At 72.4% G+C, this 23,846-nt stretch carries 20 protein-coding genes; 10 read left to right on the forward strand and 10 right to left on the reverse strand.

The features are described 5' to 3' along the window. The first annotated feature begins 113 nt into the window (after nucleotides 1–113). The gene (galU, locus tag D6718_13870) at nucleotides 114–1,001 is read left to right on the forward strand and encodes a UTP--glucose-1-phosphate uridylyltransferase (GenBank protein RMG42386.1); all 888 of its coding nucleotides are present in this window, start codon (nucleotides 114–116) and stop codon (nucleotides 999–1,001) included. Between the two features lie 3 nt (nucleotides 1,002–1,004). Then, complete coding sequence (gene murA / locus D6718_13875) at nucleotides 1,005–2,258, forward strand: UDP-N-acetylglucosamine 1-carboxyvinyltransferase (GenBank protein ID RMG42387.1); 1,254 nt, start codon at nucleotides 1,005–1,007, stop codon at nucleotides 2,256–2,258. A gap of 360 nt (nucleotides 2,259–2,618) precedes the next feature. Here the strand turns inward: murA and D6718_13880 are convergent, their stop codons facing one another. Further along, the gene (locus D6718_13880; GenBank protein ID RMG42388.1) at nucleotides 2,619–3,206 is read right to left on the reverse strand and encodes a hypothetical protein; all 588 of its coding nucleotides are present in this window, start codon (nucleotides 3,204–3,206) and stop codon (nucleotides 2,619–2,621) included. 155 nt (nucleotides 3,207–3,361) lie between these two features. On the opposite strand from D6718_13880, the gene D6718_13885 reads away from it, so the two are divergent. The 5 genes from D6718_13885 (at nucleotide 3,362) to D6718_13905 (ending at nucleotide 8,835) form a co-directional block, all read left to right on the forward strand. Next, nucleotides 3,362–3,712 (forward strand): histidine triad nucleotide-binding protein, encoded by a 351-nt coding sequence (locus D6718_13885; GenBank protein RMG42389.1) that lies wholly within the window; start codon nucleotides 3,362–3,364, stop codon nucleotides 3,710–3,712. A gap of 306 nt (nucleotides 3,713–4,018) precedes the next feature. Continuing rightward, nucleotides 4,019–4,453 carry an adenosylmethionine decarboxylase gene (speD, locus tag D6718_13890; GenBank protein RMG42405.1) on the forward strand — a complete coding sequence of 145 codons (435 nt, stop codon included), beginning with the start codon at nucleotides 4,019–4,021 and terminating at the stop codon, nucleotides 4,451–4,453. Continuing rightward, on the forward strand, nucleotides 4,417–5,358 hold the full coding sequence (locus D6718_13895) for a methyltransferase domain-containing protein (protein RMG42390.1): 942 nt from the start codon (nucleotides 4,417–4,419) through the stop codon (nucleotides 5,356–5,358). The genes speD and D6718_13895 overlap by 37 nt, the downstream gene beginning before the upstream one ends. Before the next feature lie 217 nt (nucleotides 5,359–5,575). Continuing rightward, nucleotides 5,576–7,339 (forward strand): insulinase family protein, encoded by a 1,764-nt coding sequence (locus D6718_13900; GenBank protein RMG42391.1) that lies wholly within the window; start codon nucleotides 5,576–5,578, stop codon nucleotides 7,337–7,339. Next, nucleotides 7,336–8,835 carry an insulinase family protein gene (locus D6718_13905; GenBank protein ID RMG42392.1) on the forward strand — a complete coding sequence of 500 codons (1,500 nt, stop codon included), beginning with the start codon at nucleotides 7,336–7,338 and terminating at the stop codon, nucleotides 8,833–8,835. Before D6718_13900 ends, D6718_13905 begins: the two co-directional genes overlap by 4 nt. 73 nt (nucleotides 8,836–8,908) lie before the next feature. On the opposite strand, the gene D6718_13910 is transcribed toward D6718_13905, so the two are convergent. From D6718_13910 to D6718_13930, 5 genes are all read right to left on the reverse strand, one after another. After that, the gene (locus D6718_13910; protein ID RMG42393.1) at nucleotides 8,909–9,508 is read right to left on the reverse strand and encodes a TlpA family protein disulfide reductase; all 600 of its coding nucleotides are present in this window, start codon (nucleotides 9,506–9,508) and stop codon (nucleotides 8,909–8,911) included. A 27-nt stretch (nucleotides 9,509–9,535) separates the two neighbouring features. Further along, complete coding sequence (locus D6718_13915) at nucleotides 9,536–11,071, reverse strand: hypothetical protein (protein ID RMG42394.1); 1,536 nt, start codon at nucleotides 11,069–11,071, stop codon at nucleotides 9,536–9,538. Next, nucleotides 11,068–12,123, reverse strand: coding sequence for a glycosyltransferase family 2 protein (locus D6718_13920; GenBank protein RMG42395.1), 1,056 nt, complete (start codon nucleotides 12,121–12,123; stop codon nucleotides 11,068–11,070). The genes D6718_13915 and D6718_13920 overlap by 4 nt, the downstream gene beginning before the upstream one ends. Nucleotides 12,124–12,524: 401 nt before the next feature. Next, complete coding sequence (locus D6718_13925) at nucleotides 12,525–14,702, reverse strand: hypothetical protein (GenBank protein RMG42396.1); 2,178 nt, start codon at nucleotides 14,700–14,702, stop codon at nucleotides 12,525–12,527. A 423-nt stretch (nucleotides 14,703–15,125) separates the two neighbouring features. Continuing rightward, nucleotides 15,126–16,085: a hypothetical protein gene (locus D6718_13930; protein RMG42397.1), complete on the reverse strand. Its 960-nt coding sequence runs from the start codon at nucleotides 16,083–16,085 to the stop codon at nucleotides 15,126–15,128. Between the two features lie 244 nt (nucleotides 16,086–16,329). Here D6718_13930 and D6718_13935 point away from each other — a divergent pair, with 244 nt between their 5' ends. After that, nucleotides 16,330–17,064, forward strand: coding sequence for a hypothetical protein (locus D6718_13935; GenBank protein ID RMG42398.1), 735 nt, complete (start codon nucleotides 16,330–16,332; stop codon nucleotides 17,062–17,064). Between the two features lie 4 nt (nucleotides 17,065–17,068). Here the strand turns inward: D6718_13935 and D6718_13940 are convergent, their stop codons facing one another. From D6718_13940 to D6718_13950, 3 genes are read right to left on the reverse strand one after another with little or no spacing between them, the layout of a single operon-like run. Continuing rightward, nucleotides 17,069–18,556: a DUF115 domain-containing protein gene (locus D6718_13940; GenBank protein ID RMG42399.1), complete on the reverse strand. Its 1,488-nt coding sequence runs from the start codon at nucleotides 18,554–18,556 to the stop codon at nucleotides 17,069–17,071. Continuing rightward, nucleotides 18,553–18,990, reverse strand: a complete 438-nt coding sequence (locus tag D6718_13945) for a hypothetical protein (protein RMG42400.1) — start codon at nucleotides 18,988–18,990, stop codon at nucleotides 18,553–18,555. Before D6718_13945 ends, D6718_13940 begins: the two co-directional genes overlap by 4 nt. Further along, nucleotides 18,990–21,071: a DUF115 domain-containing protein gene (locus D6718_13950; GenBank protein RMG42401.1), complete on the reverse strand. Its 2,082-nt coding sequence runs from the start codon at nucleotides 21,069–21,071 to the stop codon at nucleotides 18,990–18,992. The genes D6718_13945 and D6718_13950 overlap by 1 nt, the downstream gene beginning before the upstream one ends. On the opposite strand from D6718_13950, the gene D6718_13955 reads away from it, so the two are divergent. Together D6718_13955 and purH are read left to right on the forward strand one after the other, a co-directional pair. Further along, nucleotides 21,042–21,395, forward strand: a complete 354-nt coding sequence (locus D6718_13955; GenBank protein ID RMG42402.1) for a hypothetical protein — start codon at nucleotides 21,042–21,044, stop codon at nucleotides 21,393–21,395. The two genes, D6718_13950 and D6718_13955, sit on opposite strands and share 30 nt — an antisense overlap. Next, a complete protein-coding gene (gene purH / locus D6718_13960; protein ID RMG42403.1) occupies nucleotides 21,392–22,981 on the forward strand; it encodes a bifunctional phosphoribosylaminoimidazolecarboxamide formyltransferase/IMP cyclohydrolase PurH in 1,590 nt (529 codons plus the stop codon). The genes D6718_13955 and purH overlap by 4 nt, the downstream gene beginning before the upstream one ends. Nucleotides 22,982–23,000: 19 nt before the next feature. Here the strand turns inward: purH and D6718_13965 are convergent, their stop codons facing one another. Beyond that, a complete protein-coding gene (locus tag D6718_13965) occupies nucleotides 23,001–23,789 on the reverse strand; it encodes a tetratricopeptide repeat protein (protein ID RMG42404.1) in 789 nt (262 codons plus the stop codon). Between the last annotated feature and the right edge of the window lie 57 nt (nucleotides 23,790–23,846).

The raw sequence follows: 23,846 nt of genomic DNA on the forward strand, positions 1-23,846 counted from the left end.
CCGGTGCGAGGCGCCAGTCTACTCCGGCCCGATCGAGGCGCACGCGGGGCAGCCGCCCGGAGGTTCCGGCATAATCCGTGCGGCGCGGCGGCCGCCGCGCCGGGAGACGAGCGATGCGGGTGCGCAAGGCGGTCTTCCCCGCGGCCGGCCTCGGCACGCGATTCCTGCCGGCGACGAAGTCGATGCCGAAGGAGATGCTCCCGGTCGTCGACAAGCCGCTCATCCAGTTCGCCGTCGAGGAAGCGATCGCCTCGGACATCGAGGACGTGATCATCGTCACCGGGCGCGGCAAGCGCGCCATCGAGGACTACTTCGACCGCTCCTTCGAGCTGGAGGCGGTGCTGGAGGCCCGGGGACAGGAGCGCGAGCTGGCGACGGTGCGCCGCATCGCGGACCTGTGCCGCTTCGCCTACGTGCGGCAAAAGCAGATCCTCGGCCTCGGGCACGCCGTGCTGTGCACGCGAAGCCTCGTGGGAGAAGAGCCTTTTGCCGTGTTCCTGGCCGACGACCTCGTCCTCGCCGACGTCCCGCCGATCCAGCAGCTCCTCCACGTCTTCCGGACCACCGGCCATCCCGTGCTCGCCGTGCAGCGCGTGCCGCGCGACCGGGTCGGGGCCTACGGCGTGATCGCGCCGCGCCGCTCCGACGGCCGCGTCCACGAGGTGGCCGACCTCGTCGAAAAGCCTCGCCCCGGCCACGAACCGTCCGATCTGGCCATCGTCGGGCGGTACATCCTGACCCCTCGCATCTTCCCCGTCCTGGCCCGGACGCCCCCGGGGGCGCGGGGGGAGATCCAGCTCACCGACGCCCTGAGAGAGCTGGCCCGCGAGAACGCCCTCATGGCGGTCGAGATCGAGGGCCGCCGTTTCGATGCCGGCACGAGGCTCGGACTCGTCCAGGCGACCGTCCAGCTGGCGCTGGAGCGTGAGGACCTCGGGCCGAGGCTCGCGGAGTGGCTCGCGAGCCTGGACTTGGACCGCGGGGGGCGGGGAGGATCGTAGGCGATGGACCGGCTCGTCATCGACGGCGGTCACGCTCTCGACGGTGCCGTGCGTATCTCCGGCGCCAAGAACGCCGCCCTTCCCGCGCTGAGCGCCACGCTGCTGACCTCCGGAGAGGTGCGGCTGGACAACGTGCCGGACGTGCGGGACGTGTCGACGATGATCGAGCTGCTCGGGACCCTCGGCGTCCGGGCGGAGCGTCTGGGGCGCCACCGCTGGGCTCTGTCCGCCCCGGAACTCGTCTCGGCCGAGGCGCCGTGGGATCTCGTCCGCCGGATGCGCGCCTCGGTGCTCGTCCTCGGGCCTCTCCTGGCGCGGCACGGGCGGGCCCGGGTCTCCCTGCCGGGGGGCTGCGCCATCGGGGCCCGCCCGATCGACCGCCACCTCGCCGGGCTCGAGCGGATGGGAGCGGAGATCAGGCTCGAGCACGGCTACATCGAGGCTCGGGCCGACCGGCTGCAAGGTGCCGAGATCACCTTCGAGGACGTGACGGTCACCGGCACGGAAAACCTGATGATGGCGGCTTGCCTCGCGCGCGGCACGACCGTCTTGCGCAACGCGGCGCGGGAGCCGGAGGTCGAGGACCTGGCGAGCCTTCTGATCGCGATGGGCGCGCGCATCGAGGGGCACGGCACCCGGACGATCACGATCGAGGGGGTGGAGGAGCTCCACGGAGCCGAGCACCGGATCATTCCCGACCGGATCGAGGCGGGCACCTACCTGGTCGCGGCGGCGATCACCGGCGGCCGGGTCACCCTCGAGGCGGTCGATCCGGGGCACCTCGGCGTGGTGCTCGAACGTCTCGAGCGGGTCGGGCTGGGACTCGAATGCGGGCGCGACTGGATCCGAGCGCAGCGGGCCGGAGCTCTGCGGGCGCACGACATGGTCACCGAGCCCTATCCCGGATTCCCGACCGACCTGCAGGCCCAGTACATGGTCCTGATGACGCAGGCGGGGGGGCTCTCGCGAATCAGCGAACAGATCTTCGAGGCGCGCTTCATGCACGTGCCCGAGCTGCTGCGCATGGGGGCCTCGATCGAACTGTCGGGCCACACCGCGGCCGTCGAGGGACCGACGCCGCTGACCGGGGCCGAGGTGACGGCCTCGGACCTCCGCGCGTCGGCGTGCCTGGTGCTGGCGGGCCTCGCGGCCCGCGGCCGTACCGTCGTGCACCGCGTGTACCACCTCGACCGCGGTTACGAGGCGATCGAGGAGAAGCTCGGCCGGCTCGGCGCCAGGATCGAACGAGTCCGGTAGTCCCTTCCGAGGGTGACCCCTCGGGGCTGGGAAACGCTCGCAACCCTTTGAAAAAGAAGGACTTGACCGGGATGCCGCCTCTCGGAGGCCGCCCGGCGAACGCAACAGGGGAGCGGCCGACCCGTCCGACAGGATCGTGCACCTTCGGGGACGCACCCCCGAGCGGAGGCGCTGCCCCGCACCGCGGCCGGCGCTCCCCGGTCCGACGGATTCGTCGGGGGGCACGCGGACGCGGGCGGTGGAGAGCCGATCCCCGGCGCTCGGGGGTCTCGAGCCGAAGTCCGGAAACGAAGCGGGGCCCCGGCGGGGCCCCGATTCGCTTTCCGGACCCGCCCCGGCGGGCGGGCGGCGCGCCTCCGGCTAGCGCACGGAGAGCATCGCCGAGCCCATGGAAAAGTGCATCGAGGCGCAGTCGAACGAGAGTTCGGGCATCTCGATCAGCAGCGTCACCTGCTCTCCATCGGAGACCAGGAACGGCGCCGCCGTGCAGACGTCACCGGAGGCGTTCGCCGGCATCGGAGCCGGCATCCCGCACGCCTCGACGCTGGCGATCTCCCAGCTGATGCAGTCGTACTCGCCCTCCGGCACGGGCACGCCCTCGAGCAGCGTCACCGGATCGGCGGCGGCGGCCATCAGGTCCACCGGCTGCTCGGGATCGACCGGCACCTCGACCACCTGCATCGGATCCAGGTGGTTGTAGAGGGTGAGCGAGTTGAACCCGACCAGGAGGCTCCCCCCGTTCGCGGCCGGGGCCGTCGCTGCCTGGACGGTCGGGGACGCGGTGGAGAGCTGGACGGTCACCGCGCCGTAGCCGCTCCCCGGCAGCACCTGCTGATCCGATCCTCCGGTGGGGCCGAGCTCTCCCCCGGCGGGTTCGACCGCCGAGTTGCAGGCGGCTCCGAGCAGGGCCGCCAAGACGATCGTTGCGAGCAACAACCCGTTGCGCATGGTTCCTCTCCCCGGGAAATCCTGCTGTCCGGCCTGCGGCGGCGGCGCGCCGCCGGGCAGGAATGCGCCGCCTCCTCGCGCCCCGGAACGGGGCGCCGGTCGATAGAATGCCACAGACCGGCGCCCGGGCGCGAGCCCGGGCGGGGAGAGAAGTCATGGCCGAATCCGACTGCCTGTTCTGCAAGATCGTCTCGGGCGCCGTCGACGCGAAGAAGGTCCACGAGGATCCCCTCTGCGTCGCCTTCGAGGACATCAATCCGCAGGCGCCCGTGCACGTCCTGATCGTGCCGAAAAAGCACGTGGCCACCTTGAACGACCTCCTCCCGGAGGACGAGCCGATGGCCGGCCACCTCCTCACGGTCGCCGCCCGGATCGCCAAGGAGCGGGGCGTCGACGGCCCGGGTTACCGGACGGTCGTCAACTGCAACGCCGGGGCCGGTCAGTCCGTCTTCCACCTCCACGTCCACCTGCTCGGAGGCCGGAGCTTCGGCTGGCCGCCGGGCTAGCCGGCCCCCTGCCCGGGCCCCGCGGGGGCGCCACCGGCCGGCCCGAGGCGCGCCCCGGTCGCCCGGGCCCGGCTCCGGACGGGCGGGGCCGGTGCGCCGGCCGCCGGCTCGAGCCGGGCCCTTGCGCCGGCGGCCGGTTGCCCCTATAAATCCGGCTTCGCCGTTTGCGCACCTCCGAGCGCAGGAGCGGCGGGGACGTTCCACGCGCGTCTCCGGAGATCGAGACGCATTTCGGGGGGCAGGCGCTGTCTGCCCGAGCAGGGGGATGGGCCTGTGAAGTCACTCGGCTCTCACTGCATCCTCGAAATGTATGACTGTCCGCCAGGACTTCTGAACGACGTCGTCTTCGTGCGGGACGCGGTGCGCCGCGCCGCGCAGGAGGCGAGGTCGACGCTCCTGCACGAAGTCCAGCACGCCTTCGAGCCGCAAGGAGTGACCGCGCTCGCGCTCCTCGCGGAGTCCCACATCTCCGTCCATACCTGGCCGGAGAAGGGCTACGCCGCCGCGGACGTGTTCACCTGCGGCCAGCACACCCGACCCGAGCGAGCCTGCGAGTATCTCAAGCGTGTGTTCCAGGCGCGCCGGTTCCAGATGCGCAAGCTGCCCCGCGGCATGATGGCTCCCAACCTTCCCCGGAACGACCGTCCTTCGCCCGTGGTCGAGGCGGCGGCAGAGCCGGGGGAGTCGTCGGAGGAGGCGTCCCAATGCCGGGTGCTGAGCTTCGCGCGGATTTCTGGCTGAACGAGTACATCACCCCCTGGGACATCTACTGTCACGGCGTGACGCGTGTCCTCGCGCACGCACGGACCCGTTACCAGGAGATGTACATCCTGGAAACCGGCGCCTACGGGAAGGCCCTGGTTCTCGACGGCAAGTGGCAGTCGTCGGTCGCCGACGAATTCCTCTACCACGAGGCGCTCGTCCACCCGGCGATGATCCTCCACGGCTCCCCCCGGCGCGTGCTGGTGCTGGGGGGCGGCGAGGGCGCCACCGTGCGCGAGGCGTTGCGCTGGAAGACGGTGGAGCGGGTCACCATGGTCGACATCGACGGGAAGGTGGTGCAGGCCTGTCGCGAACACCTCCCGGAGATGCACCAGGGGGCTTTCGACGATCCGAGGACGGAGCTGATCATCGGCGACGCCCTCGAGCTGCTCGACCGGGCCGACGACCGCTGGGACGTCGTCATCTCGGACCTTTCCGATCCGATCGAGTCGGGGCCGTCCTACAAGCTGTTCACCCGCGAGTACTTCGAGAAGGCGCGGCGGGTCGTGGCCGAAGGCGGGCTGTTCGTCGTGCAGGCCGGGCCGATCAGTCCAGCGGAGCATGCGCTCCACGCCCGACTCGTCCGCACGGTCGGGGCGGTCTGGCCCCATGTCCTCTCCTACGGCTCGCACGTTCCGTCGTACGGCTCCCCGTGGGGCTTCGCCCTGGCCTCCGGCCAGCCGATCGAGACCCGACCCGATCCCGGCCGCGTGGACCGGCTGCTCGCCGAGAAGACCACCGGCGGTTTCAAGCTGATCGACGGCCAAACGCTGCTGGGCCTGCTGCAAACGCCGCTCTACCTGCGGCGGAAGATCGAGGAGGAGGACACGATCTACACCCTCGAGAATCCGCCGACGTTCTTCGGTCCCGGCACCGGGGAGTGATCCGGCCCCCGGACCGGCCCCCCGACGCCCGCGGCCGCCGGTCGCGCGGGACGCAGGCCCCGCCGGCCGGCCGGGCCCGCGACCGCCGGCCACGGCCTGCGAACCGCCCGGAACGAATCCGGCCCGGGGCGGGATTCCGGCGGGCGGCGCTGATAAGGTGTCCCGTCCCGGGGCGGCCGTCTCCCGCGGCCCCCGTCCGGTCAAGGAGTGACCCGCCATGCGCCATGCCCTCTTGCTGACGCTCGCCGCCCTCGCCGCGGCCCCGGCGACGCCCGCGGCGTCGGGGCGCGCCCAGGTCCCTGTCGAGGAGTTCGTGCTCGACAACGGGATGCGATTCCTCCTCGTCCGCCAGCCGGAGAAGACCACCGTCTCCGCCGGGTGGGTGGCCCACGTCGGTTCGGCCAACGAGCGCCCGGGGATGACGGGGATCAGCCACCTCTTCGAACACATGATGTTCAAGGGGACGCGCACGATCGGTACGAAGAACGCCGAGCGCGATCTCGAGATCATCGAGGAGCAGGAGCGCATCCAGGAGCGGATCCGGGAGATCTACCGCGAACAGCGGCGCCGGTGGCGCCTCGGCGAGATCTCCGACCCGTTCGATCCGGACGCCCGTCCGCCCGAACTGGTGGAACTGCAACGGCGCTTCCAGGAACTCGTCGAGGAACAGCGGTCGCTGATGGTCAAGGACGAGTTCGACAAGATCTACACGGCGGCCGGAGCGTCGGGGATGAACGCCTTCACCAACCAGGACATGACCGTCTACTTCATCACCGTCCCGGCCAACAAGCTCGAGCTGTGGTTCTGGATGGAGTCGGACCGCCTGTTCAATCCGGTCTTCCGGGAGTTCTACTCCGAGCGGGACGTGGTTCACGAGGAGCGCCGGCTGCGCACCGAGTCGACGCCGACCGGCAAGTACGACGAGCAGTTCAACGCGATGTTCTGGGTCTCTCATCCCTACGGGTGGCCCGTCGTGGGCTGGCCGTCCGATCTGCGCGTGATCAGCAAGAAGCAGGCGGATGAGTACTACGCGACCTACTACGCGCCGAACAACCTCACGGCGGCGCTGGTGGGGAACTTCGATCCCGCGGAGGTCCGGGCCCTGGCGGAGAAGTACTTCGGCCGTCTCCAGCCAGGCCCGCATGCCCCGCCCGACGTCGTCACGCTGGAGGTCGAACAGCTCGCCGAGAAGCGGATGCGCGCCGAGTGCGACTGCCAGCCCCAGGTGGAGGTGCGCTACCACACGGTGCCCTTCGAACACGCCGATTCGTACGCGCTCGACGTGCTGGCGGGCCTTCTCAACGGCCGCACGGGACGCCTGTACAAGTCGCTGGTCCTGGATCAGCAGATCGCCAGCTCCGCCGCCGCGTCGCAGAACAGCATGAAGTACGCCGGCTACTTCTCGTTCTTCGCCGAGGCGAAGGGCGAGGCGACGCCGGAACAGCTCGAGGCCGCATGGTACGAGGAGCTCCGGCGCATCCGAGAGGAACCGATCCCCGAGGACGAGCTGCAGAAGGTGAAGAACCAGATCGCGGCCGACGCGTACAGGCGGCTGGAAAGGCCCTTTTTCCTCATGATTCAGCTCCTCTACTTCGACGGCCTGGGCGACTGGAAGTACATCAACACCTGGGCCGACAAGACGCTCGCGGTGACGGCGGACCAGGTGAAGGAAGTGGCCCGCCGCTACTTCGGACCCGAGAGGCGCTCGGTCGCGCTCTACTACCGCAAGCCCGGATCCGCGGCCGACCAGCCGCCGGAGGGTCTCGCGGATCTGCCGCCGCAGCAGCAGCAGATGGTCAAGATGCAGCTGCGCCAGCTGAAGCAGATCGAGGACCCCGACAAGCTCCGGCAGATCCTCGAGCAGATGCGTCAGCGGAAGGACCAGATGCCGCCGGAGTTTGCGCCGGCGATGAGGGTGATGGAGCGGTGGATCGAGGGGCGCATCGAGCAGCTCGATGCCGCGAAGGGAGGTGAGCGATGAAGCGCATCCTGGCGGTTCTGGCCGCGAGCGCGCTCCTGGCATCGTTCGCGGCGGGAGCGAAGACGGCGGCGATCCCCGACAGGCCGGAGAAGCTCCGGTTCGAGCCGCTGAAATTCGAGGTCCCGGACGCCGATCAGTACCGGCACGTGCTGAGCAACGGCGTCCCGGTCTACATCGTCGAGGATCATTCCCTGCCGCTCGTCAACCTCTCGGTCGTGGTTCGGGCGGGATCGTTCCTCGATCCGGAAGGGAAGGCAGGGCTTGCCTCCCTCACCGGCACGATGCTTCGCCGCGGCGGTACCGAGAAGATGAGCGCCGAGGAATTCGACGAGCGGGCCGACTTCCTCGCTGCGAACATCAGCAGCTTCGTCGGCGATATCTCGGGCTCGGCGTCGCTCGATTGCACGACCTTCGTGCTCGACGAGGCCATGGGGCTCTTCTTCGACATGCTGAGGTCCCCGCGGTTCCAGCAGGACCGGCTCGACATCGAGAAGACGAACTTGATCGAACGCTTCAAGCAGCGCAACGACGATGCGGGCGCGATCCTGAACCGGGAATGGCGGTTCCTCATGTTCGGCGAGGATCACTACTCCGCGCGTCAGGCGACGAAACCGAGCATCGACGCCATCAGCCGTGACGATCTCGTCGCTTTCCACCGGAACTACTTCCATCCGGGAAACTTCATCGTCTGGGCATCGGGCGACGTCGACACGAAGAGCCTGCTCGCCCGGCTCGAGGAGAGCTTCGCCGGCTGGGAGCCGGCGAAGGTGAAGGTCCCATGGCCGCCCCCGGCCACCACGCACGAGCCGGTGCCCGGGGTCTATCACGTGGAGAAGGACATTCCCCAGGGAAAGGTCTACTACGGGCACGAGGCTCCCCGGTGGAAGCGGTGGGACGATCCGGACATGTACGCGCTGATGGTCATGAACGACATCCTCGGCGGCGGGGGCTTCACCTCCCGGATCACCAAGAAGATCCGCTCCGACGAGGGACTCGCCTACAGTGCCGGGTCGCGGCTCAACCTCGGGATCGTCGACCGGGGCCTCTTCTTCGTATCGTTCCAGTCCAAGAATCCGACGGTCGCTCTGGCGGCCAAGCTGTCGCGGGAACTGATCGAGCAGATGCGCTCCGAGGAGGTCTCGGAGGAGGAGCTTCGCGTTTCGAAGAACTCCTTCATCGACGCTTTCCCCAGGCGTTTTGAGAGCGCGGACGCCGTGGCGCGCACCTTCGCGTTCGACGAGTACTACGGCCGGCCCCACTCCTACTGGAGCGAGTACCGGAAGCGGATCGCCGCGGTGGACACCGGGGACGTGCTGCGCGTGGCGAAGAAGTACCTGCATCCCGAACGGATGCTCCTCCTCGTGGTCGGAAAGTGGGACGAGATCGCGCCCGGGGATCCTGACCACCGCGCCAGCATGTCGGAGTTCTACGGCGGCAAGGTGACCCACCTGCCGCTACGGGACCCGCTGACGATGGAACCGCTGCCGCAGCGGTGAGGCGCTCGCCCGCGGGGCCGGTCCGCGCGGCCGCGCCCCGCGGGAGCCCGCCCTTTCCCGCCGCTGGGCCGGGTCAGGAAGAGGTCTCGGTGGCCGGAGCGGCCCGCATCAGCTCCTCGACGCGGCGCTGGATCGCGGCGATCCCCACCGTGCCCCGGTAGACCTCGACGACCTTTCCGTCGCGCCCCACCAGCACCATCGTGGGAATGCCCAGCGGGTAGCCCCAGGCGCAGTTCACCGCCTGCCCGTCGTCGTCGGCCAGCACCGGATAGCGGATGCCGCGCTGCTCCGCGACCGCCGCCCCGATCCGGGAAGCGTTGCGGTCCACCATGACGCCGACGACGGTGAAGCCGCGCCCCCGGTAGCGGTTTTGCAGCGCCTGGAGGTGCGGTATCGCGGCGAGACAAGGCCCGCACCAGCTCGCCCAGATGTCGATCACCGCCACCTTCCCGTCGGTGATCTGACGGAGGTCGACGGTCCCGCCGTCGAGCGCCATGGCCGTCAGGTCGGGAAGCTCGTCTCCGGGCTGGAGGTGGATCGGCCGCGGCGGGCAGCGCCATGCCCCACCCCCCTGGCACCCCACCGAGAGGATCGCCGCCGCCAGGAGGAGGATGCCGCGCCGGCGGGATCCCGCCGCGGAGCCGGGCCGACTCTGCCGAAACCAACCGCGCATCGCCCGGCCACTATAGCGGGGTCGCCGTCACAGCGCCGCGACCGCCGGTGTGGCCGCGGCGGAAGCCGCCACGGCTGCGGCTCGGCGGGCGATCTCCCGGACGCGGCTCACCACCGAGCCGGGCGCCTCGGGCGGGAGATTCTCGAGGAGCACCTTCAGGCAGGCGGAGAGCAGTCGGCCTTCGGGAAGGGCCCCGAGGAGGGCAGCGAAGGCGTCGAGGCTCCGCCCGGCCTCCCGCAGCGCCGTTCCGGCACCGGCACCCCGCCTCCGGGCGAGCAGGCGCGCCGCCTCGTCCGCCGCGAGGGTCCCGCGACGCGCGAGGGCCGCTGCCCGGTTCCACGCGGCGGCACGGCTCGGATCCGCTTCCTCGCGGAGGGCGGCCGTCAGGGCGTCCGGGGTGGGCTCGCGTCCCGGAACCGCCCCCCAAGCCGCCAGCAGCAGGCGCGGCGACCGGACCGGCGGATCCTCGCCATCGAGGACCGCTCCTCCGAGCGGATCTCCGGCGGCCCGGGCTTGCAGCACGGCCACCCCCGCCTCTCCGCGCGGCAGCGGCGCCTCCCCCAAGGCGGCGCGCGCAGCCCGCTCGACGAGGCCGGGAACCAGATCCTCCATCGACGAGCGCCCCACGGGAAGCGCTTGCAAGGCGATCGCCCCTTCCGCCGCCGGTCCCGTCTCCCACGCGTGGGCCGAGGCCGCCAGGAGCATCACGCAGGGAACGCCGGAAGCCGCGGCCAGGTGCGTCGGACCGGTGTCGGGCCCGACGACGAGGCGCGCCTCGCGCAGCCAGGCGACGAAATCGGAAGGGGGCAGCTTGCCGGTCAGGTTCTGGACGTCCGCGCCGAGTTCGCGGGCCCGCCGGGCGATCTCCTCCCCCAGCGCTCGGTCTTCGGGCCCGCCGACGAGCGCCACGGGAAGCCCCTCCCGGTGCAGCGCCGCGGCCAGGCGGGCCTGGTGCTCGGCGGGCCATCGGCGTGCTGCGGCTCCGGCGCCGGCGACCAGCGCGACAGGACCCCGCGATCGGCGCGCTGCCCGCGGCAACTCCGGCTCCGGAAGACGGTGTCCGCAGACCTCCTCGACGAGGAGTCTCCGGACGTCGCTCAGAAGGACTCGGCCCGCCGGGCGAGCGTCCCAGGCCGCCACCGGGTAAGCGCCCCAGAAGCCGGCGGCGAGCCGTTCCCCCTCCCGGCTCAGAAGCGGTCCCGCCGAACGCGGCGCCCCGAAGGCGGAGGCCACCGCGGCCCCTGCCGCATGCCAGGTGAGGTTGACGAGGCGGGCGGGGCTCGCGGGGCCGATCTCCTCCCGGACGAGCGCGATCGCCCCCTGCGCCTCCTCCGGCCCTGCGGAGAGCGCCTCGATCAGGGCGGCGAGGGAGCGGTCCCCCACGAGCCGGACGTCGGTGCCGGCGGGCACGAGCGCGCGGGCCCACGGGGCGAGCGCCTCGCGGATGACCAGCGTGACCGGCTCCCCCGCGGCCGCGAGGGCCTGCAGCGCGGGAAGCGTCTGGACGAGGTCGCCCAGGCGCTCGAGCTGGAGGAGCAGCGTTCCGTGCCGGCGAGGCGTCATGCTTCGAAGTCGGGCGCCGAATCGCTCACGGCGTGGAAGAGGAGGCTCTCGCGGCCGAGGTGCTGGGCGCGGGACGGCACGGTGGCCGCCACGAAGCGGCGCGCCAGCCGCAGGCGCAGGCACCAGCCCCAGTCGGCCAGATGGTCGAAGGGACCGAGCACCTCCCGGTAGGTGGCGCGGTCGACCGCCAGGAGGCATCCCCCGACGCTGCGCTTGATCCGCGCGCGCACGCCGCCGGCATCGACGGTGCGAACCGCAGGGTGGGACCGTGCTGCGTGGAAGGCGGTGACCCCCCCGAGCCTTCCCTCCGGAAGCTCCAGCGGGGCCAGTGCCTCCGCCACACGCCGCTGCGCGGACCACCAGTCGGGCGCGAGGGCCATGTCGGAGTCGAGCAGGATCAGCTCCTCGAACCCGCCGAGGAAGCGCTCGGCGTAATCGAGGACGGCATTCTGGTTGCCGCCCCAGCACCGGGTGCGGAACCCCCGGTTGCGCAGGACGTGGACCCGGTGACGGCCGAACGCCTCGCTCGCGAGGATCTGCGCGACGCGCGGGTCGGTCGAGGCGTCGTCGAACAGGACGAGATCCGAGGGCGGGAGATCGGAGGCGGTGAGGTCGCGGATGGTGCGCGCGAGCAGGTCGGCCCGATCGCAGCAGAGGATCGACACCACGCGCCCGGTGGGTGAGCCACCGGCGGGCGCCCGCACGAGGTCGAGGTCGCACAGCGCGGCTCCGAGCTCGAAGATCCTCCGGGCCGCGGCGGCCTCCCCGAGGCCGACCAGGGCGTGGAGCGCCCGCTGCAGCTCTCCGGCGAGCTCGGCGAGCGCCGGGGCCGAGGGGGACTCGCGGAGGACGCGCGGCGGAACGCTCCCGGGCGCGTAACCGTGGCCCAGCAGGCCCGCCTGGCGCAGGACGGCGGCGAGGGCGTCGGCTGCGACGCTCCACGCGGCGCCGCTGCGCGCGTCACGCCGGAGCGACTCCGACGCGAGCGCGGCGGCGCGCCCCGGGTCTCCGCTGCGGAGGGCCTGCCTGGCCTTGACGACGAGACGATCCATCGACTCCGGTCCCGGATCGGAACATAGGTCCGCGGCCGGGTGCCGTCGAACGCCGGCGGACGGGCCCGGATTCGGGCGGGAGGTGCGCCTGCCACGGCCCGACACGCCGGCCGACTCGTCGGCCGGCGGGCCTTCGCCCCGAACCCGCGGGCGGCGCACTCCCGATGGTTCGTTTCCGCAGCCGAGGGGCTGACCCCCGGGAGGTTGCGATCTCGAGTGGCTTCACGCCGGCGAACCAGGACCGAAGTCTTGACCCGACATCGAGTTGCGCTGCTGTTCGCACCGCCGAGGGGGCACCTTCGAATCGATGCGGCGGGATCGATTCGAGACCGCTACCTCCGACAGCCCTCGGCGCGAAGGAAAGAACGCGCCCCCGGCGAGCAGCTCGGATTCCGGTCGGTTCAGGGTGCGATCGGGCGCTCACCCCCGGCCGAGCCGGCCCCCGGCGGGCCTTCGCCGGCCCCGTTCACGCCGGTGACGAGGTAGTACCAGGCGGTGCCCGGGCCGGGGCGCTCGCGGTCCTCGGCCGACGGTCCGGGCAGCCGCTCGGCGATGCGGCCCGCGGGCACCCCGTCGTCGAGCCACCTCACGGAGCCCCGGTAGAGGTTGTAACCGGTGACTCCCCGCGCCCCGGCGTCTTCCCACACGAGCCGGCTCCTGGTGGCGAAGGTCAGCGGGGTCGGAGCCGCCGGACCGGAAACCTCGTCCGGCGGCGGCGGCGGCGGCGCCACCACGACGGTGACGCTCGGCGAGCGCGACTCGGCGCCGCTCCAGAGCTCGTAGGCCCGCGCCTCGAGCACGTGCGATCCGGGCGCGGCATCGCGCGCGTCCCATACGAAGCGGTACGGCGGCAAGGGGTCGCTCGCGACGAACTCCCCGTCGGCGTACAGATCCACCCGGCCGGCGGCGCCGTCGGCCGCCGCACGCACGGCGACCGGAACGAGCCCGGCGGTTTCCTCTCCGTCCGCGGGATCGAGGATCGTCAGGTCGATCCTGCCGCTCGCCAGGGCGAGGTTCCCGTCCCAGCCCTTGAACTGCTCGACGTCGATCAGGTAGCGCCACCAGTTGGCCAGAAACCGGTCGGCACCGGCCCCCGCGACGTGAGGCATGTGGTCGTACCACCACTCGAGGTACTCGCGATGCGGATCCTCACGGAACGGTGACCAGTCGTCGCACCCCACCGGGCGCCTCGGGCAGGCGAGATCGGGGTAGGCGTACCAGCAGTCGGCGTCCGAGGAAACGTTGCGCGGATTGCAGTAGTCGTAGTCCGCCAACCCGTTGACGGGGAAGTGAACGTCTCCGATGCTCCCCTGGCCCGGTGCCTTCGCGTCGATGAGGCAGAACGCGCTCCAGGTCGTGCTCCGGTCCGGCGTTCGCGGCCCGTAGGCGTGGTCGAGCACGCTCTCGGCCCGATGCCCCCACGAGTGGAGCGCTTCCGCCACACCCCGCTCGTAGTTCCAGCCCATGATCACGAAGAGCCTCTCGCTCGGGACCCCCTCGACCGGTGGGGAGTTGCACCAGTAGCCGCCATCGCCGGCCATCGTCGATTCCCACATCTCGAAGTACGGGGCTCCGTAGACGAAGACCTCGTCGATCGACCCGCGTTCGACCCGCTTGGCCAGAGCGGCATCCGCGACGAACCGGGCATAGTCGAACCGCCCGTGGTGCCACTCGCCCGTGCGCATCGCCTCGTCGTAGGTCGCGTCGTCGTACCGGAATCCGTCCTCGAAGAAGGGGTAGTCGTCGACGATGTCGGTCTCGACCACCTCGATCGGCGCGCGGCCGTGGGAGTGCGCCTCCAGCTCCGCCGTCACCGCGGCCGTGAGCGTCACCGGATCGAACCATCCGTACGCCTCGTGCATCCGGACACCGCCCTTGTTCTCCATCACCGGATCGAAGACGAAGAGAAGCGCCCGCGAGGGCACCGCGTCGGGGTCGATGCCCGGAGGCGGCGCGGGTCCCGGCGGCGGCGGGGTTCCGGGAACGTGATCGTGGAAACGGAGCCCGTCGACCACGAGGGAGAAACCGTAGTCCCAGGTGTCGTGGTGGATCTCCACGCGGCTCACGTCGGCAAGGTCGGGCTCTCCCGTATCCACCCGCGTCCATCCCCAACCCCCAGCGAGGGGGACCCGGATCATCGCCCACGCCCGGTTGGGGACGCGCTGACGGAGCGGCTCGTAGCGCGCATCGCCGGTCGGCGTGACGAGCACGACGATCGGCTGATTCCCCTGGAACCCTTCCGGGTGATCGTTCATTCCGTATTCCCAGAAGGCGAGGGTGGTCATCCCGCTGAGGTCCCAGTGCGCCTCCCCGGAACGGGGATAGTAGAGCCCCGTGTCGAAACCGCTCTCCGTATCGAGACGGACCGAAGCCTCCCCCACCTGGACGCGGCTTTCTTCGTCCACGACTTCCGCGGGGGCTCCGTCGGAAGCGAAGGCACCCCACTCGGAGGCGTTCCGCTCGCAGGCGTCGTCGGCGGGGGGAGCGCCCGCGAGAACCGGTCGCGACGGGCCCGCGACGAGCGCGAGAACGACCGGCAGCCACGGGACAACGGCGCGACGAAGGAGGTGTGCAAGCACCGGCGGGGCCCTCCCGCCCCGAAATCTTACGCCGGCGCAGCCGTCCGGAGGTGCTTCCCCGATGGTGCGCTGTCGCACGGGCGGGGCGTTGCGGCGGCCTGACCCGCCCCGCCTCCCGTATCCGGGACGCGCGCCGACCGGCCCTGCCGCCACACGCCCGATCCCGCCATCGCCCGGCATGCCACGAAGACCGAAGTCGCGCCCCTCGAGTTCGTGCAGCGGCCGTCGCTCCTTCGACGCCGCCGCCGCTTCGAGCCCCCCTTCCGCCCCGACTCCCTCCGCCGCTCCCTCCGCGAGGACGCCCGCTCCCGCGGGTGAAAACCCATCGCCGCGCGGTCCGGTCGGGGGTCGCGCCGAAGGCGAACCGGTGCCGAAAATGCACCGCGAAGGATGCACCTCACCGAGGAGGGGGCTCTGAAGGGTTCATGGCACGAAGAGGATCGCGCCGACAGCCGCCTCCACCGCGAAACGCCCAGCGAGCCGCGGTGCCGCCGGATCGGAGAGGTCGACGACGGCCACCGAACGCGAGGCCGGAAGCCAGACGGCGGCGCGGGCGGGCGCACGCGACGACACGGCGAGACGCCCGGGATTCTCGGCGAGGGTGAGCCGGCCGCGCTCCTCTCCGGTCTCGGTGTCGACCACGACGAGCGCCGGCGGCTCCACGACCGAGCGGACGAGCCGCGATCCGTCGGGGGTCGCGCCCAGGCCGCCCGTCACGCCGGCCGCGTCGAACGTCTCCGCGGTGAACTCGCCCGGTTTCGCGCCCGGGCGCAGCCGGGCCAATCCGGGCCGGCGGGAGGAGGCGATCCACACTTCGCGCCGCCCCTCCGGAGAAACGAGAAGATCGGGATCGGCGAACACTTCGACGCGGGTCGCGAACTGGCGCGCGGCGTCCACCACCGCGACGGCTCCGGCGTCGCGGTAGCCGACGACGAGCAGGTCGCTTCCGCTCATCCGCACGACGTCGGTGGGCCAGCCCCAGGCGATGAGCAGGGAGCCCGCCGGATCGTCGAACGGGGGATCGACCCGGTACAGGGCGCGATGCGCCTGTCCCGCCATCCAGAGGCGGCCTTGGCTGTCGAAGGTCAGTCCCCTCGGAGCGCAGCCCTCGCACAGCTTCACCGTGCGGCGGGGCTCCAGTTCACCGAGATCCACGACGGTGACCGTCGAACCGGGCTCGTCTCCGACCCCGCGGTTGGCCACGAAGAGGCGATCGCCCGAAACCGCCAGGGCGCGCGGCCCCGCGCCCGTCTTCGCCTCCCCCAGCTTCTTCCCGTCGAGCGAGCGGAATTCGACGGAGCCGCGGTCGAGCAGCGCCAGGGCGAGACGGGGCGCGGACTGCTCGGCCGCACCCGCCGCGGCGGCGAACGCGAGCGCCAGCACCCCAGCCGATCGAAGCCCCATCGCGGTCGATTCCTCCCAGCGGCGAAGCCCGCGTGCGGCCCGCCGGCCGGGGCATTCTGGACCGCCGCCCCGCGCCGCCGCCAGTCGGCGCTCCATCATCGTTCGGGCGTTTTCGCGCCGGATCGCGCGTCCCGAGGGCGGTTGACGGCGGTCCGGCTCCCCGTACTTTTCGGGCGCATCCCCCGGTGGATCAGCCGAGAGACCAGACACCCAGGAGCCCACCGTGCGCCCTCTGACGTTCCGATCGCTCGCCGCCGCGTCCGCGCTCGCCGCCGCCACGGGCGCGTGGGCGTCCACCGTCCCCCTCGACCCGGTGGCCCCGCCCGGGTGGGCTCTCCCCGATGGCGTCGCGCAGCACCTCCCCGACCGCGTCGCCGACGCTCTGGGCCCGTTCCATCTCCGGCTCGGTGCCTCCGTTCCCGAGGTGGAGAGGATCGTCCCGATGCGCAAGCGCGGATTCCTGCGGGCCGGGGATGACGTCTACCTGCATGCCGTGGTCGGCGACCTCCGGTCCGCCGCGACCGTGCCCGCTCCGGCCGGACTGACCGTGCTCGAGGGTGACCTCTACTTCCGGGACGGCGGGGAGCTGGTGGAGGCATCGCTGATCCTGAGTGCGGATCAGGACGCGGAACGCGCGATCGAGGCCCTGGAGACGCTGCTCGGAGAGCCGCGGTTCGAGGTCGTCATGCCCGGAGCGCTGGAGCTGGCGATCGGATGGCAGGCGGGCGACGGTTACCTGCTGGCGACCTTCACCGACCTGTCGATCTTCCGCGTGCACGCCTTCCGCAACGAACCGCAAGACCTCCTCGCCGGAACGCACGTGATGCTGTTCGAGGGACTCGAGCGCTACGCCCGGCGCCTCGCGGCAGGGGAACCGCAGGAGAAGCTCGCCGAGGAACTGGGCCAGGTGTTGGCCTGGGTCAGGATGGCGCGTCGCGTCCTCGGAGACCTCCGCTGACGTTTCACGCCGGCCGGTCCAACCAGCGGCTCCACGCGGCCGCCCGCGCCGCCATCTCGCGCCAGCGCCGGGCCGCCGCCTGCAGCGCCTCGCGCTGCCTGTCCGGACCGGGTGGTCCGTCCCGCCGCCCGAGTTCCACGGCCGCCAGGAGTGAGAGCGTCGTCTCCGGAGGTTCGGCGAGGGCGAGTGCGGCGAGCGGCCCGGCCGGGTCCTCCGCGTAGCGCCGGACCCGATCGCGAAGGTCCGGCGGGGCGGGAAACGCCGGGGTCCGGGCGGCCCGGCGAGCCGGCGCTCCGAGCCGCGGGCGAGCCGCCAGCCGGGGCCGCCCGGCCGCCCACCGGGCCCAGTCGACCCGGTCCACCCCCTCGATCCGTGCAGCGCCCGCCGCGCAGAGGAACCGCGCCCGCGGATCTCGCGAGCGGATCGTGGCCACCGCCTGCTCCGTGGCGCGCCGGTAGGCATCCAACTCCGGCGTCGTTTCGAGAGGACTCCCGTCCCAGCCTTCCGCGCGAAGGGAGGGCTCCGGCGCCCCTCCGGGGCGCTGCGACCCGCTCCCCGGCGCGTAGTAGCGCCCTCCGGGGGCCGCGAAATCGAGACCTGCCATCAGGACGGGGTCGCCCCCCAGCAGCCAACCGAGCACCAGGGCCGCCGTTCCCACGTTGCCACCGGTGGGGACGAGCGTCCCCGCGCCGGTCCAGGGTTCGAGCCAGGCTCCCGTGGGCCCGTGGAAGAAGGCGACGGACCCCCATGGGAGGGAGAGGTGCGCCGGGTTCGTGTTCGACTCGGCGAAGAGGGTCATCGAGGCGAGCCATTCGCGCGGGATCCCCTCGAAGTGGCGCGAGCAATCCCTCCCCTCGATCACCACCGCGGCGTCAGGCCGCACGCCTGCGGCACGGAGAGGCCCGAGCGCCGAACTCGCGGCGAGCACCAGCGCGGTTTCGCGCACGTCCCTCGCCTGCCGGAGGAAGCCTTCGAGGGACGGCCCGGCACCGACGACGAGAACGGGAAGGCGCCGGGCGGCTCCTGCCAGATCGCGGGCCCACACGCCCGCGAGAAGGCGCGGTAGGTTCCGCTCGAGGTTGTCGAACCAGATCGGGGCGAGGGTGGCGCGGGTGCCCGCCTCGAGAAGGGCGGCGCGCCGCGCTTCGCCGAGCACCCGATCCATCGCTGCGGCCGGCGGTGCATCGCGCAGGCCGGCGTCCGGGGGGCAGGCCCGGTAGGCCTCCAGCCCGAAGGTGAGGATGCGGCGGGCCAGGCTCTCGTATCGCTCCGCGAGGGACGTCATGACGATGCGGCCCCGGCGCTCCTGGGGCGGAGCCCCGAGTGTCCAGGTGACCACGCAGGCGCCGGTCTCCGCCAGGTGCTCCAGATGCTCCCCCCTGCCCCGGGTGAAGATCGCCTGCGGGCGTCCGGGGAGCGACGCGATCCACGCGCGCGCCCATTCCGCCGCGGGGGCGGCCATGCGGTCGGTCCCGGCGGGGAGGGGGCTCACGGTGCCGGTTCGGCGGCCCCGGCGGCTCCTCGTGCCGCCTCGAGGGCTGCGGCGTGGCGGTGGAAGAGGTCGCGCCAAGAAGGGATCATCGGCAGGATCGTCCCCTCGAGGATGTCCGCGGCGGCGGCCCAATCGCCCGCCTCCTGGCAGTGCACGAAATCCCGTAGCGCCCGCGCCATCCCCCCGAGATCGAAGCTCTCGGCGTCGGCGGTCCCGCGCACGCGGGTGAGGTCGACCGCCAGGCGGGCCAACGAGCCGAAACCGTCGAGAAGGTGATCGAGGCTCACGCGGACGGCCGCGAGTTCACCGCGGCGCATGTGCCCGGCGATGGCCGGTATCTCGCGCCCTGCAGCGTCGAGGAAGCGGTCGGCGCGCACCAGCGCGCGCATCGCGATCTGACCCGGCTGCTCGGCCGGTGGCGTCGGCGTCGGCATCATGAGGCTCCTTCGTGTCCGGCGCGCCCGGCGGGAGCGAGGCCCGCGCGCGCCTCTTCGAGGGCGCGAAGCGCGGCCCGCCGCGCCCTTTCCGCCTCGGCGGCGTCGTGTCCGGCCCCGCGCTCCGCGACCGCCAGAGCGCGCTCGTGCAGGGGGAGATGGCCACCTCCTCGGCGGGGGAGCGCGGCCAGCACATCCTCCAGCGCCGCGCGCGGAAGGCCGGGAAGGGTGGCGCCGGCGGCGGTGACATCGACGATCCGCCCCTGCGGCACACCGGCTGCGCGGCGGAGCAGCCGGCGCCGGTGGCGCCACAGGCTCTCCGTCGTCGGAACCGGACGGCCGTCCTTGCCAGGCACGCTCATCTCGCCTTCCGCCGCCCCGCCCCCGGCGTGCGCGCGCCCGCCGGTGAGCGCGAGGTCGGCTCCCGCCAGGAATATCGGTCCCGCCCCGTTGGCGAGCAGCACGTCGAGGGCGGCGAGCAACACCGAGCCGTGGCTGTCGTAGCGCCCCTCCCTGCCGAACAGCTCGTCCGCCCGATCGAGCAGTCCACCACGCTCGCAGGCGTACAGGGCGCCCTCGCACCGGTCGAGAGCCTCGGGACGGGCTCCCTCGAAGAAGACGAGAGGCGGCAACGACCGGCACCGGAGGATCTTCCGGCGTCCGCCCTCGGTTCCGTCCAAGGTCACCGCCAGGTCGACCGGCACGCCCGCGGCCTGGAGTGCCGGCACGGAGGTGTCGAGTGCGACCAGCGCGGCCGCCCTCCGCGGAACCTCCCGTGCGAGGAGCCCGAGCTGACCCTCGAGGCTCGGTCCGGGCGCGACCAGGATGACCGGCCGGCCGGCGACGAAGCGGCGCAGGCGCGCCACAGGGGGGGCGCCCAGAACCGCGTCGAGATTCCGGGCGACGTTCGCGAGGATCGTTCCGCACTGGGTTTCCCAGGAGCGCTGCACGGCCGCCAGCTCGCGGGCCATTGCGGCGAGCGGCTCGAGCTCTCGCGGGGTGCGCGCGAGGGTCCCCGCTTCGACGAGGACGGCGAGCCGCCGCCCGCCTTCCGGGAGCTTCCTCCGGATCTCCGCGAGCCCGCCCCCCGCGATCGTCAAGCGGGGATCGCTCAGGCGCCCGGCGCACGGCTCGCGGCGGAGCGCCTCCGCAAAGCCCGCGGGATCGACGACGACGAGGGTCACCCTCGCCTCGGGAGCCGCCCGGGCCAGGGCGCGGTCGAGCGCGGCTCCGCCGGCCGCTCCGAAGACGAGAATCTCCTCCGCGGTTTCCAGACCAGCGGGTATCTCGGCGGGACCGGCCCCGGTGTCGGGATCCGGACGGCCGCCGGAGCGCGCAGCGTCAAGAATCCGTTCCCACAGCCCGGGGTGGCGCGCTTCCAGAACCTCGCGGTTGGCCGCGAAGATCGCGTCTGCGGTGGCGGATGGCGCGGTCCCGGGCGATCGGGCCATCGACACGGCTCTCCCGCCGCGTCCCGTGAGGGAGCGGCCCCGTAGACCGCTGCACGCCCCGTGCCAGCGGCAGGCGCGGCCCGGGCCACCGCGCGCTACAATCCCGCCCCCGCCGGAGCCACGGCCATGCACTCTTCCCCGCCCCACCGTCACGGCACGGCCGGAGCGTCCCGGTGGGCGCTTCTTCTGCTGGCAGCGGTCTGGGCGGCCGTCGGACCCGCCCTGGCCTTTTCGCCGCGAACGCGCAGCGAGATCGTCCGGCGCGCGCTTCTGCTGATGCCGGACAGCCTCGCGCGGCAGCTGCGCCGCCATCCCCGCGAGCTCTACCGCGGGGCCCTCGAGCGGAGCGGCGATGAGGGCGTCGGACGCCACGCGGCGCCGGGAGGTGCGGAGTTCGCGCTCGCCGACGAGATCGACCGCGCGGTGAAGGCGCTCGACGGCCACGCGCCGATGCGGGAGGTGGCGCGCCGGTTCGGGAAGATCGCTCACGCGGCAGCCGACCTGGCGTTCGCACTGAACGTCGGGCCCGACGATCCGCGGGAAGCCCGCTGCTACCGCCGCTTCGCGCGCTACATCGAGCAGAAGCTCCCTCGCATCAAGGTGACCTTCGACGGGTTCGCCGATCCCCATCTCGCCGCCGGCGACCCGGTGGCTTTCGGCCGGTCGATCGCGGCGAAGGCCAGGCGGGACTACGAGGGGATCCTGCGGAGCTTCTTCCCCGAGGGCCGACGGCCGACGGCAGCCGACTTCGACGATCGGTCGATCCCTTTCGCGGCGGCGTCGCTCGAGGTGTCGCTCGCCGTCGGCGCCACCGCCAAGGCGTGGCTGTACGCGTGGCACCGGGCGCACGGCGATCTCGAGGGAGCGCCCCTGGGCGCCGGCGGGAAGGCGAACCCGTTCGAACCGGCGGGCGGAACCGCCGCCCCTGAGGCGGCGAAGGAGACTGGGCCATGAAGGGAAACGGAGCGGGAACCGGCCGCGGCACGGGCAGGAAGGCCGTCCGGCGGGCGTTGATCTCGGTGTACGACAAGACGGGGGTCGTCGAGTTCGCCCGCCGGCTCACCGCCGCCGGCGTCGAGCTGATCTCCTCGGGGGGGACGGCGCGGATGCTCGAGGAGGCGCAGCTCCCCGTCACCCGCGTGTCCGACGTGACCGGATTCCCGGAGATGCTGGGCGGACGGGTGAAGACGCTCCACCCGCGGATCCACGCGGGGATCCTCGCCGTGCGCGACGATCCGTCGCACCGGGAGGATCTCGAGCGGCACGGCATCGCTCCGATCGATCTCGTCGCCGTCAACCTCTACCCGTTCGAGCGGGCGGCCTCGAGCGGTGCGCCGCTCCCCGAAGCCGTGGAGATGATCGACATCGGCGGCCCGACGCTCGTGCGGGCCGCGGCGAAGAATCACGCCGATGTGGCCGTCGTCGTCGAACCGGCACGATACGGCGAGATCGCGGCGGAGATCGAGCGCCACGGTGGCCTCGACGCCGCGACGCGGGCCAGACTCGCCGTCGCGGCTTTCCGGCACACGGCCGCCTACGACGAAGCGATCGCCGCGTACCTGGCACGGGCTTACGAGGAGAGCGAAGAGGCGGAGCGCTTCCCCGGGCAGCTTCGCTTCGACCTGGTCAAGGTCCAGGATCTCCGGTACGGGGAGAACCCGCACCAGTCGGCGGCCTTCTACCGCGAGTCCGGGGACGTGGCCGGCACGCTCGCGGCCGCCCGGCAGCTTCACGGAACGAAACTCTCGTTCAACAACATCCTCGACCTCGACGCCGCGGTCGCGGTGGCCTATTCGCTCGAGCGCTGCGGTTGCGCGGTGATCAAGCACGGGAATCCGTGCGGCGCGGCCAGCGCCGAGACGCCGCGCGAGGCGTTCCTCGCCGCGCGAGAGGGCGATCCGGTGAGCGCCTTCGGCGGGATCGTCGCCTTCAACCGGCGAGTCGACGCCGACGCGGCGCGGGAACTCACCTCGATGTTCCTCGAAGTGGTGGCGGCACCGGAGATCGAGGAGGAGGCGCTGGAGATCCTCCGGAAGAAGAAGAAACTGCGGGTGATCGAACTCGGCCCTGGAGCCGGGCGGCGGACCGGCTTCGACGTGCGCCGCGTCTCGGGCGGGCTACTGCTGCAGGAGTGGGACGGCGACGATCCGCTCGAGTCGGCGGAGGTGGTCACGCGGCGGCCGCCGACGGACGACGAGTGGCGCGCCTTGCGCTTCGCCTGGCGGGTGTGCCGGCACGTCCGGTCCAACGCGATCGTTTTCGCTCTCGCCGACCGGACCGTGGGGATCGGCGCCGGACAGATGAGCCGGGTCGACTCGGTGAAGCTCGCCGCGATGAAGGCCGGCGACCGCTCCGCGGGCGCGGTGATGGCATCGGACGCGTTCTTCCCGTTCCGGGACGGTGTCGACGAGGCCGCCAAGGCCGGCATCCGGGCGGTGATCCAGCCGGGCGGGAGCATCCGGGACAAGGAAGTGATCGCCGCCGCCGACGAGCACGGCCTGGCGATGGTCTTCACCGGCCGGCGACACTTCCGGCACTGACGGGCCGGCGGCCGGCCGATCAGTCGTCGAGGGAACGGAGCTTCAGCTCGGAGACGTAGATGCGGTAGGCGTCATCCAGCGCTCCTCGCTGCCGGTAGCGCCGGGTGACCTCGAGGTTCCGCTGCGCCGCGGCGTCGCCGGGGGACAGCTCGAGCGCGTCGCGGAAGTGCTGCGCCGCCTCGACGACGTCGCCACGCTGGAGAGCCAGGACTCCCAGGTTGTACCACCCGTTCGCGATCCAGCGGTCCAGGCGGGGGGGCCGGAAGCGCTCGGGGACCCGGTAGAAGTCCCTCAGGGCATCCTCGTACGACCCCTGGGCGAACGCTTCCTTTCCGTCGGCCAGGCGCTCCTCGGCGGTGCGGCGCTCCTGCATCACGCGCCGGGCCGCTTCGAGGCGGTCCAGCACGGCGAACTCGGCCGGCGCCACGCGCCGCGCCGCCTCCAGCGTCTCGACCGCCTCCGCCTCCCGGCCCTCGGCCATGAGCTTGTCGGCGCGGGCGATCAGGCGAGGCAGGTCCTTCTCGGTGTAGGCCGGGGGACGATCGGTGGCCGCCGCTTTCCCGGAAGCCGGGGACGTCTCCTTTCCCGCCGGCTCCGCCGCCGCGGCTGGGCGGTCCTCGGGCTTGGGAGCGGCCTTCCGCGGTCGCGCCGACCCTCCCTTCCGGACGGGCCGGATCAAGTCCTCGGCGGGGGCGTCCGCTCCGGCCACGAGGAGCCCGGGGGCCCGCCAGGCGACGACGGCAAGACCCGCCGCGCCCGCCACGAACAGTCCGAGGAGGACCCGTCCCAGCGAGGAGCGTCGCGCCACCGCGGAGAAGCCTTTCCCCGGGGGCGGCGCCGGCTTCCGCTCCGCGGGGCTCGGAAG

Source organism: Acidobacteriota bacterium, from assembly GCA_003696075.1.
Lineage (GTDB): Bacteria > Acidobacteriota > Polarisedimenticolia > J045 > J045 > J045.

Coding starts and splice junctions, on each gene's coding strand:
- D6718_13910 (RMG42393.1), bottom strand. CDS start 9,508: ATGCGCGGTTGGTTTCGGCAGAGTCGGCCCGGCTCCGCGGCGGGATCC.
- D6718_13920 (RMG42395.1), bottom strand. CDS start 12,123: ATGGATCGTCTCGTCGTCAAGGCCAGGCAGGCCCTCCGCAGCGGAGAC.
- D6718_13885 (RMG42389.1), top strand. CDS start 3,362: ATGGCCGAATCCGACTGCCTGTTCTGCAAGATCGTCTCGGGCGCCGTC.
- D6718_13900 (RMG42391.1), top strand. CDS start 5,576: ATGCGCCATGCCCTCTTGCTGACGCTCGCCGCCCTCGCCGCGGCCCCG.
- galU (RMG42386.1), top strand. CDS start 114: ATGCGGGTGCGCAAGGCGGTCTTCCCCGCGGCCGGCCTCGGCACGCGA.
- D6718_13950 (RMG42401.1), bottom strand. CDS start 21,071: ATGGGGATCGGCGAACCCGTCGAAGGTCACCTTGATGCGAGGGAGCTT.
- D6718_13895 (RMG42390.1), top strand. CDS start 4,417: ATGCCGGGTGCTGAGCTTCGCGCGGATTTCTGGCTGAACGAGTACATC.
- D6718_13945 (RMG42400.1), bottom strand. CDS start 18,990: ATGCCGACGCCGACGCCACCGGCCGAGCAGCCGGGTCAGATCGCGATG.
- speD (RMG42405.1), top strand. CDS start 4,019: ATGTATGACTGTCCGCCAGGACTTCTGAACGACGTCGTCTTCGTGCGG.
- purH (RMG42403.1), top strand. CDS start 21,392: ATGAAGGGAAACGGAGCGGGAACCGGCCGCGGCACGGGCAGGAAGGCC.
- D6718_13915 (RMG42394.1), bottom strand. CDS start 11,071: ATGACGCCTCGCCGGCACGGAACGCTGCTCCTCCAGCTCGAGCGCCTG.
- D6718_13880 (RMG42388.1), bottom strand. CDS start 3,206: ATGCGCAACGGGTTGTTGCTCGCAACGATCGTCTTGGCGGCCCTGCTC.
- murA (RMG42387.1), top strand. CDS start 1,005: ATGGACCGGCTCGTCATCGACGGCGGTCACGCTCTCGACGGTGCCGTG.
- D6718_13905 (RMG42392.1), top strand. CDS start 7,336: ATGAAGCGCATCCTGGCGGTTCTGGCCGCGAGCGCGCTCCTGGCATCG.